We start from the raw sequence: 16,321 nt of genomic DNA on the forward strand, positions 1-16,321 counted from the left end.
AAAACTCGTTGCTTTACCTCTCCTCATCCCAATGAACCTTTCTGGTTGATCGGGACTTTTTTGTTGGGAAAGGTCCCTTCTATTGGAATTTTTACCTATTTTTGCCCTTTTTCTTATTCCTTTCGCAATTTTTTCACAACCCTTATTTGAGATTACCCCGTGAAAAAGGTATACTATAAAGATAGAATCTATTGTCTTGTACAAAAGGAGAGTCTTTCTATGCGGATACATCATTCATTGGTTCTTGCCGTTCTTCTGTCTTTGGGAACGACCGGTACGGTCTTTGCAGAAACAGTCCCTGCCGCGGCTGCCCAAACGGAACCTGCAGCAACCCAGACACAGCAGGCTGTGCCTTCACTGCCTGTCATTCCCTCCGATGAAAATGGGGAAGTCCTCGATCCCAGTCTCTTTAAGGCCGTAAAGACGGTTTCAGGGGAAACGCTAAGTCTTGGGGATGGCTATGCAGCTTCTCAGCAGGATCAAAATGCCTTGTACTTCCAAAATGGGGCCAACATCACGGTAACCCACAGCAATATCAGTAAGCTGGGGCATACAACGAGCATCAAGGGAAGCCGCCTGAACGGCCAAAATGCGCTTGTCCTTTCACATAACAGTACGGCCCTTTTGGAAGGCTGTGTCCTTAACAGTCAGGCTGATGGAGCGGCTGCGGTGTTTGCTGCTGGACCGGAAGCTTCCGTGAAACTCCATAACACCAATGTACGCACGTCGGGACTGTGGTCTCCTGGTCTTGCCGTTCAAAAAGAAGGCAAGGCAGAAGCCAATAATGTCAATATCGGTACGACCGGTGCTTATTCAGCGGCACTTTCCGCGGGGGGCGGCAAATCGACCGTGACCGTGACCCAGAGTACCCTTTCGACGACGGGGGTTGAAAGCCCCATCATTTATTCCGGCGGTGATATTGCTGTTTCCGAAGTGCGCGGCGGGGCTGGAGCTTCCAGTCTTGTTGTCGTTGAAGGTTCCAACGTAGCCCATCTTGAGTATGCGGACTTTACTGGCGGTGGTACAGAAGGCATCCTCCTTTACCGCCAACTCAGCAAAGTCCCCGATGCTGACCATGTGACCCGTTTTTCGGCCAAACATGCCTCCCTGCGTCACGTTGGGGCAGGCCCCATGTTCTTTGTGACGAACACCAATGCCCGCATCTATGCAGAAATGACAGGCTTTCAGTATGAAGGTAAAGAGCTCATCCGTGTTGGGGCCGGCCACTGGGGCAAGGAAGGTCAAAATGGGGCTGTCCTTGAATTCATCGGCAATAACCAGCCGATGAGCGGTGATATTACGGTTGACGACTTAAGCTCCGTCACCATGACCCTTCAAAACGAAAGTCATTGGTATGGGACCATCAATGAAAAGAAAACGGCCAAATCCGTCAAGGTTGGCCTTGACGGAAAATCAACATGGAGCCTTTCCGGAGACGCCCATGTAAACGTCCTCATCGACGGTGATACGACGCTGAAGAACATCACGGGGAACGGATACTGCATTTTCTATGATTCGGCAGATCCCTTGAATCACTGGCTTGAGGGCAAGACCTTTACGCTTACAGGTGGCGGCGCCGTGACGCCGGAACCGGCCGTCATGACGGCAAAATAAGGAGTCTTGTCTCTTCCTTCCTGTTCTAGATTGGAGGCCCATCCATGAAACGTCTGCAAAAGCTAGCTGTCTTCCTTCTTGCCCTTCTCCTTGTGACCGTGCCCGCCCTTGCGGCTGCACCGACCAAAGCCGATAAAAAAGAGGCTGAGCGCCAGGAACTTCGCACCAAAACATACCAAGCCCTAAAGCTTCTTTACGAAAAGAAACCGAAATCGAAACGGGCCATTGAGCATGCCTACGGCTACGCTGTCTTTGTCGATACAAGCTACACGGCCGGTTTCATTGGCGGCGGTCACGGAAGAGGCCGGGCTGTCAATAACAGTAATGGTACGGAAGTCTTCATGAAGATGGCCCAAGGAAAATTGGGCCTTGGCCTAGGTGTCCGCCAGACCAATACAATCTTTGTCTTTGATACGATCGATGCTTTTACCAGCTTCATCACCAAAGGCTGGACATTTGGCGGACAGGCTGCGGCAGCTGCCACGGATGATGTCCATGGTGACAGCCTTGAAGGGTCCTTCCAGGTAGCACCGGGAATGTGGATGTATCAAATGACGACCAAGGGGCTTGCGGCGGAACTGACGGCAACAGGAACGCGGTTCTATGTTGACAACGACCTGAATAAAACGCAGATTCCGGCGGTCAAGGAATAAGTTATGGAAGACCAGCTGACCCTTTCCCCCGTTGCCTATTATGAAGGCCCTTTGACGGAGAAGTTTGGCCTGCCTCGGCAGAGCGGGCTGGTGCCGGAAATTGAAGGCACCCTTGTCTTTACACCGCCGTATCGGATGCGGGAAGCGTTCCGCGGTATGGAAGGCTTTTCCCATCTGTGGCTGATCTGGGGTTTTTCAAAGAACCATACTTGGTCCCCGACGGTGCGTCCGCCCCGCCTTGGCGGCAATGAACGGCTCGGCGTTTTTGCCACCCGCGCGCCTTTTCGGCCCAATCCCTTGGGACTCTCTCTTGTAGAACTTGTAGAAATCAAGGACGGCGGAGTCAAGGGACTCCTTCTCGTTGTACGGGGAGCTGATCTGATGAGCGGCACGCCTATCTATGATATCAAGCCCTATATCCCTTACGCCGATGCTCGTCCTCAGGCACGGAGCGGCTTTGCCACAGGACCTGATGCCGAACTTTGCGTGAAGTGCGATGAGGCCCTTCTTGCTCCTTTTACGCCTACCCAGCGGCAGGCCCTCAAAAAGGTCCTTGCTCAAGATCCGCGCCCTCATTATCAGCATGATGCCCAGCGAATCTACGGGATGAGTTTTGCTGGCTTTGATGTGCACTTCCGTATCGATGATAGAACGGTTCTTGTGACAGATATCCGAAAAGGATCTTCTGATTGATTTATTTTGAAAGGAGCCTATTCCTATGAAGAAAAAAATCCTGGCTTTGACTCTTGCCCTTTGTGCCTCCCTTTCTGCAGCGGCGATTCCTGTATCTGCGGAAGTGGAGACAAAATCAGCGGCCATTGCCAATATTGATATGAGCTGGCCCTATATCAAGGCCGACAATAAGGCTGCAACAAAGGCCATCAACAGTGACCTCCGCGTCTATATGGATGATTTCCGCTACGATTATATGTATCGAAAATTTTTGAGCGGGCGGACCTGGTTTGAAACGGCCTACGAAGATAAAGATATTGCCAGTGTAGTGCTCTATGATCTGCGCAATGATGGGAAGACCAATACGACAACGGTCCATGCCATCAACTACGATTTAAAGACAGGGCAGCGCATTCCACTGGAAAAGGTCTGCCGGATGACAGTGGATGACCTCGTGAAAAAGGCAGCTACTAGCTTCTATCGCGATGGTTATATTCGCATAACGCCAAAGAAAATGCCTACCCGTGTACCCGAAGATTATGTCTTTAACCAAAATGGCGGCATTACCCTTTATTTTCAAGTCGGAGAGGTGGGGGACCTCCTTGATGGAAATGTAACGGCTCGCTTTACACCGGAAGAAATCAGGGAAATCAATGCGCAGCATCCGCTTCACTGAAAAAACGCTTACACGTGCGCTTACAGCAGGGGTCCTTATGGGATCCCTGTTTCTTCCATTTTCAGCAGGCGCAGCATCCCCCGAGCGCACTGCTGAATCTAAAAGCGTTCCTGCCGCAGCGGTTTCAGCACAGGAAAAGGTCAGCCAAGAAAAGATCGTCAAGGAAAACCTTAAGATTGCCGGTACGGCCCTTATGTGCGCCGGCACGTACAGCATGGGTGAAGGCAGCAGCGAACACAGCCTCTTTTCTGACTATGGGTGGGACGTTTCGCCTTTTCGTGCCGCTTCGGATGATACGGACGTCCATTTTGCTGTCGCTGTAAGCAAAAAGGCCTACGGCAGGACGTATCCAACTATTCTTGCTTTTCGAGGCAGCCAGACCAAGACGGATTGGAAGACCAATTTCAGGGCGTCCCTGGTCCCCTTTGACGAGAAAAACAAAACGGCCGATCCGAAAACCGTTCCCAGCGTCCATGAAGGGTTTGAACGCTATGCCGCAACGGTCCTTCGGACGCCCATGGACCTTGATGGCGATGGCAAGGAAGAAATGGTTGCCCCTTATCTCAAACAGCATCCAGACCGCAGGCTCTACCTCACCGGTCACAGTCTGGGCGGCGCGGTTGCAAGCCTTGTTGCGGAACGTCTTGTGGAAAAGGGCGTTCCTAAAGCTCAGGTCCCGGTCATTACTTTTGGTGCGCCTGCTGTTGGCAATAAAGCTTTTGCCGATGTCTATGGGAAGCGAATTGACCTGATTCGGGTAGTCACAAGCCTTGATCCCGTACCGGGCAGTCTTCAGACTTTTTTTGGAGGTGACTTTACCCAATTTGGAAAGGTGGTCAAATTTAACCTTTCGAAGAACTATTCTGGATATCAGCATCCTGTTTCCTTTTATCTTGACCTTGCCCTGCGGCGTTTTTATGATTCCTATGATGAAGCGGTCAAAATGGGCCTTCTTCAAAAGGTTCCTTTGGCGCAGGAACAAGGGAAAAAGCCGATGTCAGCCCTTGCGCTCTATACGACGGAAGATTCCTTTGATGATCGTTTTTCGCCCGATCTGGGGCGATTTGTCCTCGATGATTATCGGGCGATGTTGCCGCGGTATACAGTGCTTGACGTAAAGCACGAAAAAGAGGATAATTTTCGCATTGAGGAAGGCACGCTTATGAAAGCCGCACAAAAGGCCGGTGCCTCGTACCTTATCATCGTGACCCTCGATATAAAGCGCCTTGGACAGAGCCGGGCCTTTTATATCACGCTTTCGCAACATGTACGGAGTCTAGAAGGCCCCGGACTTTCCACGCTGACCATGGGCAGTACCCGTGTCAGCTTTGACCAAGGACTGACGCAGGCCACGCTTTCCCTTCTTGAAGACCAAAAAGCGGTCATCAGAAACCTCCTTCCCTTTATAAGGACAGAAGAAAGGCTCTGGAATCTCACCCCAGGAGATGATACGAGTGAAAATCATTGATGCTCATATGCATTTTGCCCGCTTTCCCGGATTTGATGAAGTTGCCCATCATGCTGGACATGAAAATACGGCAGCCCATTACCTTGCAGCCTGCCATGAAAATGGCATTGTCATGAGTATTGTCATGGGCAATGCCTCTGGCGGTAAGCCCCAGTTTGGCGGGATTGCACCTCAAGTGCCTGATCTGGCCGGCCCTTTTGATCTGCTTCATTACAATCAGGGAAAGGAAATCTGCTACTGTGTAGGCATCCAGAGTGAGCAGCTGACCCTTGCAAACTGTGAAGCGTCGGCTAAGGAGACGGAACGGTTCCTCAAGACGCCGCAATGTGTCGGAATCAAGATTTATACAGGCTACAATCGGGTCTATGCCAAGGATCCCCGTCACGAACCTTTTTACGCCCTTGCCGAAAAGTATGATGTGCCCGTCTGCTTTCACATGGGGGAGACGGCTGGCGGCCATGGTCTTTTGAAATATGCCCATCCTCTCACCCTTGATGAGACTGCAGCTTCCCATCCCCGTGTACGTTTTATCATTGCCCATGTGGGAAGCCCATGGATCCTTGACGCCGTAGAAGTCATGGCCAAGAATGAAAACGTCTATATCGATGTTTCGGGCCTCCTCGTTGGCCGCGCCAGTGGGGAGGAATATCTCAAAAAACAGCAGGCCTATTTTGCTTATCTGCGCATGTGGCTTGATTACGCCGAGCGCTATGACAAGGTCATGTATGGGACCGATTGGCCCCTTATCAACATCAAGAGTTATTTGGATGTCATGAAGGCGGTGATCCCGGCAGAACATCACGAAGACGTTTTTTATAACAACGCCCTGCGCTGTTACAAAAAAATCGAAGGCCTTTTATGATGCTGTGACCCAAAGGGTACTGAAAGGAGAAATGACATGATTACAGGAACGCAAAAAGAAATCGACCGCATCCTTCCCTTTATGACAGGACGCCTCCAAAAGGCCCTTGCTGCTGTACGGGACCTGGATCTTGAAACACTGCCCCTTGGAAAGACTATCATTGACGGCGAGGAAATCTTTGTCAGCACCAATGAATATGAGACGGAACCTTTTGAGGACCGACGTCCGGAAAAGCACGAATGCTATATCGACATCCAGCTCATGGCAGAAGGTACGGAAACACTGGGCTTTACGGATGTAGAACATGTTTCCGATATGACCGAAGATCGGCGTAAAACGAGTGATGTCTCTTTCTATGGCAAGACAGAACGGGAAAACGTTGTAACCCTCCAAAAAGGGGACTTTGCCATCTTCTTTCCTTGGGAAGTCCATCGGCCCAACTGTGAGGCTCAAGAAGGAAAGCCATCCCATGTGAAGAAAGCCGTTGTAAAAGTGCGCTTTGACGGGAAATGAGAGACGAAGGATCTGGAAGGACGCTTTTTTCAGATCCATTTTTTGTATTCCTTTCTTTCCTTTGTCGTTTCCTTACAATCCGGAACGGAAACTCAAAAAAAGTGGGACGGACAAGTAACATTTTGATGTTGCAAATATCTTGAAATTTTGTAAAATGGAAGCATAAGGAAAAGTCTGTGTTGCTTTTCGAGTGTTAAGGGAGGTCATCATTATGGCATGTTTTATCGTACCTGCAGCAGAAGCGATTGCTGTAACGGCAGCAACGAAGCTTTTGGGTCATAAAAAAGCAAAAAAAAACAGCGGCGTTCGGACTCTTTTCGTAACGGAAAAATTGGGCTGGCTCAACAAGATGCTCTGGGGCGGCAGCGCGCTCCTGGCCTTTGAACATCTTTGGCATGGTGAGGTCGTTCCTTTCTTCCCCTTCCTGTCGGCCATGGAATCAGCGGAAGAAACGGCTTCCATGCTTCATGAAATGGGTACCGTTGGGGCCGGTATGGCGCTCATGGTGACCGGCGTCTGGATCGGTATGGTTGCCGTCAGCCGCGTTCTTGAGAAAAAGGCGCTCCGCGAAGCAAAATCCGCCGGAAGCGAGGCCTGATCATGACCCTGCTCATCACCGTTTTTGCAGCGGTTGCGGCAACGGCGCTCTGGTATGGGTCGGACTCGCGGCATCAGATGAAATGGGGGACCCTGTGCTGGCTTTTTTGGGGTGCTTCCCTCATGTGGCTGGTGGATGCCATCTTTGAATATCGGGAACTGGGCGCGAGCTATTTCACACCCGACTTGGAATCCCTTGTGAATGATGCGTTCCTGGGCCTTTCAGTTGTGGCCCTAGCCCTTGTCATATGGATTGTCAATCTCTTGATTACAGATCCCAAGCATGTTGTCCGGAATGAACTGATCCACAAATCATAATACGCAGGGGACCATGGGATGCCATGGTCCCTTTCCTTAGGAAGGAGACAAAACCATGTTTTTGGATGAAGCCCTCAAAAAAGAACCCAAATCCCTTCAAGAGACGTTTCATACCTGGTATGACTTCATGGAAGACCGCATCACTTTTGGTCAGTTTGTGAGCCTTTTGCATACGAAGAACCACTGTGCCCGGGTGCTCCTTTATTGCCTGAAGATTGCCAACCTGGCCAAGCTTTCTGAAGAAGAACGGAGCGTTCTTGTGAAGGCTTCAGTATTCCACGATTCACGTCGGCAGGACGACACGCGTGATGTTGGACACGGTGCGCGGGCTGCGGAAAACTTCAAAGCCTTTGCTGAACGCGGCGAAGTGGCTTTTGACGAACGAACCTATCTTATCATGGCCTACCATGACAGGGATGACGAACAGGGTAAGGAGGCCTTGCGGAAAAAGGGCCTTGAAAAAGCGATCCTGCTCTATGATATTTTCAAGGATGCCGATGCCTTGGACCGCTGGCGCATTTCCCCAACCGCCCTTGATGTGCGCTATTTGCGGACGGACTGGGCCCGGGGCCTTGTGACATACGCAAAGCGCCTAGTGGCAGCAACGACCTTGCCCCACGCAAGGTAACAAAGAAGACTCTCCTGATCTTGTCGGGGGAGTCTTTTTTATGTGTGACCAACTTGTTTTTGTGCTGCCGTCCCGTCGGAAAGGTTCCATTCCGGCACGGCGTCAGCCTTTTTGAGGAGGGGGGTACATAGCTTCCCAGTTTTTGCTCGGATGGGCAGCGACGGTGAGACTCTGCAGGAGGAAAGGATAATAGGACGTTTCAAGGCAGCAGGATGGGAATCTTTCCATCCACCTTCTTTTCCGTCATCTTTAAGGGGAAAAGAGAATGCCCTGACGCGCTAAAAGGTAAGCAGAAAGGCGCCTTCTTCCTTACGATGGCAAGGCCTGAAAAGCAGCAATCAGCGTTGCCGGATGTAGGAAAGGTCCCTCTTTCAAAACAGGGGCGGCGTACTTGGGAAAATGAAAAGGCCCTGAAACGTAAGGCTTCTTTACGGGTTTTGTGAAAGAGGGGACAAGGCTTCGAAAAGAGCTAAGCAATCCTTACTCTTTTAGTGTGAGGGCGCCGAACAAAAGAAACAGGGCTGGAACGATAATGGCCGAGTCGCCCATGGCTTTTGTGATGGCAAAGCCCCAAGCAGAGCCCAGACAGAAGATGCTGTTGATGAAGATGTAGAGCAGGGCTTTTTTGAGGGATCCTGTTTCATGGTCCTTCAGGTAGGCACTAAAGGCTTCGACGGTGCGCTTCATGTTGCCCATGACCATGATGCTCGTGTATTCATGGCCTTCGACGCGGTGGAAGGTCTGCATCTGAAGCCCTGAGGACAGGCCCAGGAGACAGAGTACAAGGCGGGTTGCGGCAAAACTATCCGGCATGAGGGCTGACAGGGTCATGAGGAGGCTCTGGAAAAGGAGAATGATCTTTTCGAACGTGACGAGGTCAGCCTGTCTATCCCTGAGCTGCTGGGAAAGGAAAAGGCCCAGCATATAGGAAAGAATGGGAAAGAGAAAGGTCAGGACGCCCAGAAAATGACCGCTTGCCATGACGTGACCGGAATAGATGATGTTTCCCGTCTGGGCAAAGGCAAATACACCGCCCCGGGCAAGAAAGCTGTAGGACGCACAGAAGCCGCCTACGGAAGTCATGATGAAAAGAAGGGGATAGGAATCTCGTCGCAGTCTTATGGAAAGACTGCCTCGCCCGCTTGCTGCCTTTGAAATCGTCGATGCCATCATATCCATGCTCCTTTTTATAGGTGCCTCGTACTATGGAAACGAGGCTTACAAATTTTTACGAAAAGTACGCTCTTTTTTGTGTTATAGTATAGAGTGAAAAGAGAAATTTGTATAATATATTTTATCTCTTGTGATATAAAATAAACCTATGGAATAAGGAGCCTGTCATGAACCTCATCCAACTGCGCTATTTCCAGGCTGTCTGCGCCTGCGGAAATTTGACCCAGGCGGCGCAGCAGCTCCATATTTCCCAGCCTTCCCTGTCGAGCGCCATCCAGACCCTTGAAAAGGAATTTGGCGTGGGGCTTTTTGTTCGCCAGTATCGCGGTGTAGAACTGACGGCAGAAGGCGAGCAGCTCCTCAAGCTGTCCCGTTCCCTTACGGAAAATGCCGATAAACTTGTGCGGATCATGCAGGACCTTGGTGCCGGCCGTCATATCCTGCGTCTTGGTGTGCCCCCTGTTTTAGGAGGCTGGCTTTTGCCCCGCCTTTATACCGATTTTTTTCGCCACCATGAGGAGCTCGGTTTGGAAATCATGGAAAAGCGGCGGGCGGTCATCAAGGAAGAGTTGGAACATGAACTTCTGGATCTTGCCTTCATTATTCATACACAGCCCGTATACAGTGGATTTGAGTCCCTTTTTGTCACGGACCTTGAATCAGGAGCCCTCGTCTCCCGAGCTCATCCCCTTGCAGGGGAAAAAGTCCTGCCTCTGGCAAACCTATCTGCGGAAAAACTGGTTCTTATGCCAGAACTTTTCTTTCAGTCCGAGCTTGTAGAGGAACGCTTCCGCAAAGCCGGTCAGGAACCTCAGATCCTTTGCCGCACGTCCCAGCTGTATACCATGATCCAGCTTGTGAAAAATGGCGGGGCCATGGGTGTTGGCTATAAGGAAATGTTTCTAGACGACCCTGACCTTTGCTTCCTTCCTTTTAAGGAACCGCTCAAGATTCACCTGAGCCTCATCTGGAAGAAGCACCAGTATGCGTCGGAAGGCATGAAGCAGCTCATTGCCTTTTTGAAAAATGGCAAGGCAAGTTCCTAAGGGAGCCCTTGATTCTACAGCCTTGCAACAAACTTGGAAGATAGGATATAATATTTATTCGTAACCAAAAAGAAGAAAGGTCTGTCATTATGAGAACAAAAGAAGAACTTGCCGGTGTGACCGCTCTTGGCAGCGGCCATACGGAATATAAAAGTACCTATGATCCTTCGGTCCTGGAAGCTTTCCCCAATAAGCATGAGGAAGCGCCTTATCTGGTCAAGCTGAACTGCCCGGAATTTACAAGCCTTTGCCCGAAAACAGGCCAGCCTGATTTCGGCCGCGTTGTCATCAGCTATATCCCGGATCACAAACTGGTGGAAAGCAAATCCCTGAAACTCTATCTCTTTTCTTTCCGCAATAACGGAGACTTCCATGAAGACTGCGTCAATATCATTAAAAATGACCTAGTGGCTCTTCTTTCGCCGAAGTATCTGGAGGTTGCCGGTTATTTCAATCCTCGCGGCGGTATCAGTATCCTCCCTTTTGCCGTCTATTACCAGGACGAATATAAAGAAATGGCCCAGCGCAGAATGGAGGCCTTTGTCCATGAGTAAGAAAGCCCTTGTCCTGTCAAGTGGCGGTGTGGATTCAACGACCTGTGTATCCGTGGCGGTTCATGAATTGGGCCGGGAAAACGTTGCTACTGTTTCCATCTTTTATGGGCAGAAACATCGCAAGGAACTTGACGCAGCCCAGAAAGTGGCTGATTTTTATCATGTACCTCATTATGAACTGGATTTATCAAAGATCTTCCAGTATTCAAACTGCAGTCTCCTGTCCCATTCGACGGAAGAAATCATCCACGAAAGTTATGAGGACCAGATTGCCCAAAATGGGGAAGGCAAGGTATCGACCTATGTGCCGTTCCGTAATGGGCTGATGCTAAGTGCCGTTGCAAGCCTTGCCATGAGTCTTTTTGAAAAGGACGATGTGGATATTTACCTTGGCGCCCACGCCGATGATGCGGCAGGCAATGCTTATGCCGACTGCAGCGAGGCCTTTACGGATGCCATGGGGAAGGCCATTTCCATAGGAACCTATGAGCAGTGTCATTTGGTGGCGCCTTTTGTGGAAGTCAACAAGGCAGGCATCGTAAAAAAAGGCCTTGAATTGGGGACTCCTTATGAATTGACGTGGAGCTGCTACGAAGGCGGTGACCGTCCCTGCGGCACCTGCGGTACCTGTATCGACCGGGCGCGCGCCTTTGCGGCTAACGGTGTCCCGGATCCCGCATTGGAGGAAAAGTGATGTATACGGTAACAAAAAGGATGGAAGTGAGCGGTGCCCATGCACTCAGGCTTCCTTATGAAAGCAAATGTACCCGCCTTCACGGGCACAACTGGATCATTGAAGTGACCTGCCGCCGGGAAGAACTGGATGAAAATGGGATGGTCGTCGACTTCCATCATATCAAGGATGTGGTAAAAAAGCTCGACCATCAGAACCTCAATGCCATCCTGTCCATGAATCCGACGGCGGAAAACATTGCCAAGTGGATCCATGACCAGGTCCCATACTGTACCAAGGTCATGGTCCAGGAATCAGAAGGGAATGTGGCTGTTTATGAAGACTGAGCGATTCCCGGTTGTGGAGATTTTTGATTCCATCGATGGAGAAGGAAAGCGAACTGGCTATATGGCTACCTTTGTTCGCTTTGCTGGCTGCAACCTGCGCTGCTCCTACTGCGATACGGCCTACGCCTGGGACGCGTCACAGGCAAAGGAATGGCTGTCTGAAGACAATCTCTTCCAACAGATAACAGCCTATCCGTGGAAACGGGTGACCCTCACGGGCGGAGAACCGATGCTCCAGCCCATCGAGACCCTCTGCCGCCGTTTAGGGGATGCAGGTTATGAGGTCAATATTGAGACGAACGGCGCGGCAGCGCTCTTTTTGGATCGTCCGGACAGGCTTTTTTATACCATGGATATCAAGAGTCCCTCGTCCGGGGAAAAGGACCGCATGCGCTGGGAAAATCTTTCCCTCCTGACGGCAGACGACGTCTTGAAGTTTGTCGTCGGGTCCGTAGAGGACCTGCGCTATATGGAAACCATCCTTAGCACCTATTCCATCAAGGCCCAAATTTACGTATCCCCTGTTTTTGGTAAGATTGAGCCTGTGGCGTTGGTGGACTTTGTCAAACATCATCAGCTTTCCCGCGTCTGCGTCCAGGTTCAGCTCCACAAGGTGATCTGGGACCCCGAAGCACGGGGCGTGTAACAAGGAGAAAAGGAGACCCCAGTCATGACAGAAACGAATTCCAAATCCCGCCGTCAGTACTGGCAGGAACGGGCTGCCGCGGCCCGCAAAAAAGGCGGCGTCACGGAAGACCTTATCAAGGAATATATGATGGATCAGCAGCAGCAGTTCCTTAGCGTCCTTGAAGAAATTGGCATGCTTGGAAAAGCTGGCAATCTGCGCAAAGCCCTTCGGAAGATTCGCCGCGTTGTGGAAAGCGCCTTGCCGGAAAAAAATGACCAGCTCATTTCTAAGGCCCTTGATCATCCGCTGGAATACCTCGTCTATCCGATTTTCTTTGCCAAGGAATGTGAAGGAAAACGCTTTACGCCGGCACCGCTTCCCATTGGTCTTGGCTACCATCTGTGGGGCGGTATCCTTATGGACCTGGGAAAACCGGAAGACGCTTATAAACGCTTTGAGCAGAGCCTGATGTGGAGTCCTTTTTCCTACGCCAATTACTATCCCATGAATCGCATCCTTGAAGGGAAGGGAGACTTGTCTGGATGGCTCCAAAATATCCGCCGCGAATATGAACAGGCCATTTACCGCCGCAATCTCATGGAAGCCTATGGGGAGCTGGCCCGTTACTACCTTGTGACAAAGAAAACGGAAAAGGCGGCTGCCATTGCAGCCTATATGAAAGCCCATCCCATCCTTGATTCCCTGCCGTCTTATTGGGACAAAGCCATGGAGGACGCTATGAACGCCCTTTCCCCCGATAGCCTGCCGGCTTTTGACGAAGTGGTGAAGGACGCAGGCCTTGGTAAGGGACCTCATGAAAGCGCTGTAAAGGCCCTCGACGAAGTGGCTGAAAGAGCCCTTACCCTTCATAATGAGGATACGGCAGAACGGGTATATGCCTACCTCTATGACTTGACGCAGGACTCGAGCTACAAAGGAAAGGCAGCTCAGATCAAAAAGCACGATCACAGTCATGAAGGCTGCCACAATCACGATCACCATTATCCTCATAACAATGATGAGAAAGGAAAGAGTCATGAGTGACGATAAGCTGATTTATTTCCATAAATATGATCATCACGACGGAAAAGAGCTTCCAGAAGGACTTTTTCACGGCCATCACCATGACGGGGACTGTGACTGCGGCTGTGGTCATGATCATGATGTGGATGGATTCCATGCCCAGATCATGGGAAGCACGGAACCGGGCCTTTTCAGTGAAGACAGCTTTGACCCCGACGAAGTGGACAATGTGGTCTTGACCCTTTACAACGAATGCGTCGATGAACTGCTTGCCATTTCTGACCTTGTCGATAAAGGTAAACTGGAGAAGGCCTTGCGCCGGGTCCGCAGACTGACGGAAATGCACAGGGAATTTTATTCGGGGGAAGAAGATCTTGATGAACGGAGTCTTGCCCTTAACACGGAAGTCCCCATTTACCGCTGCCTCAAGGACCTGCGCGGCGAAAAGGATAACCTGCTCCTCATGCCTGTGCCCCTTCATGTCATGTATTTTATGTGGGGCATGATCCTTTATAAACTAGGAAAAGAGGAAGCCGCCATGAAAAAGTTCAAGTGGGCCTGCCGCCTCAATCCTTTCCATACACTCCCTTATGCCGCCATGAACCGTTACTACGAGAAACATGGCGATAGGAAAGCTTGGCTGGACAATATCCGTCGGGAAGGAAAAACCATCTATGCAGATGGGGTTACGGAAGCTTTTGCCGAATTGGGCCGCTATTTGGCTTTTGAAGGCCGGATTCCCGAAGCACGGGCTTGCTATGAGTATGTCCTTGACTGGAATGCCGAGACGGAACTTCCCGATGCCTTTACGAAGGAACTGGCCGACCTCCTTGACTCTACAGCTGAAGTGGCCGACTTTGACGATGTGTGTGCCGAGTTTGGCTTGGAACCCGGTGCCGACTCCGAAGTCCTTGAGGCCATGGAAAAGGCCATGAAGGTTGCGGAAAAACAAAATGATTACACATCATGGGAAGCTATCCAAGAAGGCCTGTTCCTACTCACTAAGGATGAATCCTATTTTGACAAGAAATGGCATGGCTCCGACGATGATTTCGATGACGATGAAATCTATGATGAGGAAACCGATGTGCCTCTTGTTCCCTTAGAAGATGAATTCGAAGACACCTGTGATGACGGTGAAAAGAAAGACAGGAAGAAAGGAAGCGGCCCTTCTGACGATGATGAAGGTCCTTTTTAAGAAAAGATAGGTGCACAATTAAAGAAGAGCTGCGAAAAAATGAAGTACTCATTTTTTCACAGCTCTTCTTTGTTATTCTCCAAAATAAAGGTGGCGGCAGATGGCATCCATGATTTTTTCTTCCCAGATGTAGTTGCCGCTGTAGGCCCCGGCACTTCGCGGGTCGTCATCTTCCGCTATGGCTTCGCCGTTCATGATGTAGAGGAAGCCGTTTTGGGTTCCTGGTACGACAAAGACGCCGGCTAGAAGGCCATAGGCTTCTCCCGTATGGCCCCATAGGTCAAGGACATGGTCCTTGACAACACGGCTTGTGCCCGTCCCTTTGATGGGGTACAGGGCAAGACCATAGCCTTCAATGGAACCGTTATAGGTGTCGCCATTTTTATGGGCCGCGGTATAGGTCCATTGAGGGGTCATCATTTCACGGACAAGGGAGGAAGAAAGGATGCGTTTGCCATTGAAGGTTCCCTTGTTGATGAGAAGGCGCAGGACATGGGAGAGCTCTTCGTAGGAAATACGCAGACCGCCTTGGGGCGCAAAGATGGTCCCGTTGGTTCCGACTTTGTAGCTAGAAAGGCTGTAGCCGCTTGGTGCAAGGGCAGGGCTCGGCTGGCGGCCCCTGAAATCATCGACTTGGGGAATCCAAGGTCCAAATTCGTTCCAGCTGCTTCCCCTGTTTTTTCGATAGACAGTTCCTAATTCCTTGAAAGCTGCTGGTGAAAGCGTGGCAGGAAAGAAGCTGGCTTCTGTTTCAAGGTCCGTGAGGATATGGCGCTTCATATAACGGTCGAAGCGTTCTCCCGTTACTTTTTCGATGATGGTTCCAAGGACACCGTAGTTGATGTTGGCATAGGTGAAATATGTTCCTGGCTGCTGCCATTTTGACGCAAAGTGGGAGGGATGGTAGTAGCTCGTGCCCGGTTTGAAATAATCCCGAATGGGAACCGATGGCGGCAGACTATAGGTCCTGCCATCACGCAGGCTCGACGTGTGGGAAAGGAGCATACGCACCGTTATGGGAACCGTGGGCGCGTTAGGATTGCGCAGGCTGTAGCCTAGATAGTGGCTGATATCCTCGTCGAGCTGAATCTTTCCTTCCTGGACAAGCTGCATGACGGCGAGGCCTGTCACGGTCTTTGATACGGAGGCAACGCGGAAGCGGGTGTTTCTTGTTACGGGTTCATCCTTTCCCCCGGAACTTGCCCCAATATGGCGGCGTCCAGCAAAATGGGAGTAGACCTCACGGCCATCTTTGAAGACAATGACGCCAAGGCCAGGGACTTTCGTTCCAGAATCTCCAATCATGCTGTCAAGTTCCTTGGTCAGGGCCGCTTTTGATTGGGCAGAAGGCATTCCTTTTTTAAGGCCTGCCGGTACTTTTTGCCCTGCCGTCTGATAGGAAGCTACTTTCTTTACCGTTTTTTTGGATGCTGCAGTGGTCTGTGCCGTGCCCAAGGGAGAAAAGGATAGGCTGACAAGGCCTAAAAGGCCGAGAACGAAGAGTTTTTTTGGATACCATGGGTTCTTCAATGAAAAACGGGCACCTTGCTGGAAAAGGGCCCGGACACCACCTTTCTTTTTTATCGGGAAAAATGCTTTTCCTTCATTATAACGAAGGCGGACGGCAAGGACAAGGAAAGGACAGGGAATTTTCCTTTTTTGACGCATATTTTTTATA

The 16,321-nt window shown here is 50.7% G+C and carries 19 protein-coding genes; 17 read left to right on the forward strand and 2 right to left on the reverse strand.

The features are described 5' to 3' along the window. Positions 1-219 precede the first annotated feature (219 nt). The 10 genes from DW817_RS00095 (at position 220) to DW817_RS00140 (ending at position 8,001) form a co-directional block, all read left to right on the forward strand. On the forward strand, positions 220-1,614 hold the full coding sequence (locus tag DW817_RS00095) for a hypothetical protein (RefSeq protein WP_120110265.1): 1,395 nt from the start codon (positions 220-222) through the stop codon (positions 1,612-1,614). 44 nt (positions 1,615-1,658) lie between these two features. Next, entirely contained in the window at positions 1,659-2,267 is a 609-nt protein-coding gene (locus tag DW817_RS00100; protein WP_014128152.1) for a YSC84-related protein, read from the forward strand. A gap of 3 nt (positions 2,268-2,270) precedes the next feature. Next, entirely contained in the window at positions 2,271-2,960 is a 690-nt protein-coding gene (tsaA, locus tag DW817_RS00105) for a tRNA (N6-threonylcarbamoyladenosine(37)-N6)-methyltransferase TrmO (protein ID WP_009015538.1), read from the forward strand. Positions 2,961-2,985: 25 nt separating this feature from the next. Then, on the forward strand, positions 2,986-3,615 hold the full coding sequence (locus DW817_RS00110; RefSeq protein WP_009015537.1) for a hypothetical protein: 630 nt from the start codon (positions 2,986-2,988) through the stop codon (positions 3,613-3,615). Between the two features lie 37 nt (positions 3,616-3,652). Beyond that, complete coding sequence (locus tag DW817_RS00115; protein WP_231368242.1) at positions 3,653-5,083, forward strand: lipase family protein; 1,431 nt, start codon at positions 3,653-3,655, stop codon at positions 5,081-5,083. Then, positions 5,061-5,945 carry an amidohydrolase family protein gene (locus DW817_RS00120; protein WP_243634018.1) on the forward strand — a complete coding sequence of 295 codons (885 nt, stop codon included), beginning with the start codon at positions 5,061-5,063 and terminating at the stop codon, positions 5,943-5,945. Before DW817_RS00115 ends, DW817_RS00120 begins: the two co-directional genes overlap by 23 nt. Positions 5,946-5,981: 36 nt before the next feature. Further along, positions 5,982-6,458: a YhcH/YjgK/YiaL family protein gene (locus tag DW817_RS00125; RefSeq protein ID WP_009015534.1), complete on the forward strand. Its 477-nt coding sequence runs from the start codon at positions 5,982-5,984 to the stop codon at positions 6,456-6,458. A gap of 211 nt (positions 6,459-6,669) precedes the next feature. After that, a complete protein-coding gene (locus DW817_RS00130; protein WP_120110272.1) occupies positions 6,670-7,056 on the forward strand; it encodes a hypothetical protein in 387 nt (128 codons plus the stop codon). Positions 7,057-7,058: 2 nt separating this feature from the next. Then, on the forward strand, positions 7,059-7,373 hold the full coding sequence (locus DW817_RS00135) for a hypothetical protein (RefSeq protein ID WP_009015532.1): 315 nt from the start codon (positions 7,059-7,061) through the stop codon (positions 7,371-7,373). Positions 7,374-7,428: 55 nt separating this feature from the next. Next, on the forward strand, positions 7,429-8,001 hold the full coding sequence (locus DW817_RS00140) for an HD domain-containing protein (RefSeq protein ID WP_120110276.1): 573 nt from the start codon (positions 7,429-7,431) through the stop codon (positions 7,999-8,001). Positions 8,002-8,481: 480 nt separating this feature from the next. Here the strand turns inward: DW817_RS00140 and DW817_RS00150 are convergent, their stop codons facing one another. Further along, positions 8,482-9,174 (reverse strand): YoaK family protein, encoded by a 693-nt coding sequence (locus tag DW817_RS00150; RefSeq protein ID WP_009014911.1) that lies wholly within the window; start codon positions 9,172-9,174, stop codon positions 8,482-8,484. Between the two features lie 167 nt (positions 9,175-9,341). On the opposite strand from DW817_RS00150, the gene DW817_RS00155 reads away from it, so the two are divergent. From DW817_RS00155 to DW817_RS00185, 7 genes are all read left to right on the forward strand, one after another. Next, positions 9,342-10,220 carry a LysR family transcriptional regulator gene (locus tag DW817_RS00155; RefSeq protein WP_009014910.1) on the forward strand — a complete coding sequence of 293 codons (879 nt, stop codon included), beginning with the start codon at positions 9,342-9,344 and terminating at the stop codon, positions 10,218-10,220. Between the two features lie 89 nt (positions 10,221-10,309). Continuing rightward, positions 10,310-10,774: a preQ(1) synthase gene (gene queF / locus DW817_RS00160; protein ID WP_009014909.1), complete on the forward strand. Its 465-nt coding sequence runs from the start codon at positions 10,310-10,312 to the stop codon at positions 10,772-10,774. Further along, on the forward strand, positions 10,767-11,468 hold the full coding sequence (gene queC / locus DW817_RS00165; RefSeq protein WP_009014908.1) for a 7-cyano-7-deazaguanine synthase QueC: 702 nt from the start codon (positions 10,767-10,769) through the stop codon (positions 11,466-11,468). The genes queF and queC overlap by 8 nt, the downstream gene beginning before the upstream one ends. Then, positions 11,468-11,794 carry a 6-carboxytetrahydropterin synthase QueD gene (gene queD / locus DW817_RS00170; RefSeq protein WP_014128161.1) on the forward strand — a complete coding sequence of 109 codons (327 nt, stop codon included), beginning with the start codon at positions 11,468-11,470 and terminating at the stop codon, positions 11,792-11,794. Before queC ends, queD begins: the two co-directional genes overlap by 1 nt. Next, positions 11,772-12,440: a putative 7-carboxy-7-deazaguanine synthase QueE gene (gene queE, locus DW817_RS00175; protein WP_021736920.1), complete on the forward strand. Its 669-nt coding sequence runs from the start codon at positions 11,772-11,774 to the stop codon at positions 12,438-12,440. Before queD ends, queE begins: the two co-directional genes overlap by 23 nt. 24 nt (positions 12,441-12,464) lie before the next feature. Next, on the forward strand, positions 12,465-13,466 hold the full coding sequence (locus DW817_RS00180; protein WP_016459727.1) for a hypothetical protein: 1,002 nt from the start codon (positions 12,465-12,467) through the stop codon (positions 13,464-13,466). Continuing rightward, on the forward strand, positions 13,459-14,643 hold the full coding sequence (locus tag DW817_RS00185; protein ID WP_021736918.1) for a hypothetical protein: 1,185 nt from the start codon (positions 13,459-13,461) through the stop codon (positions 14,641-14,643). Before DW817_RS00180 ends, DW817_RS00185 begins: the two co-directional genes overlap by 8 nt. A gap of 72 nt (positions 14,644-14,715) precedes the next feature. Here DW817_RS00185 and DW817_RS00190 read toward each other — a convergent pair whose 3' ends face one another. After that, positions 14,716-16,173, reverse strand: coding sequence for a serine hydrolase (locus tag DW817_RS00190; RefSeq protein ID WP_243634020.1), 1,458 nt, complete (start codon positions 16,171-16,173; stop codon positions 14,716-14,718). Between the last annotated feature and the right edge of the window lie 148 nt (positions 16,174-16,321).

It is taken from the genome of Acidaminococcus sp. AM33-14BH (genome assembly GCF_003603525.1).
GTDB lineage: Bacteria > Bacillota > Negativicutes > Acidaminococcales > Acidaminococcaceae > Acidaminococcus > Acidaminococcus intestini.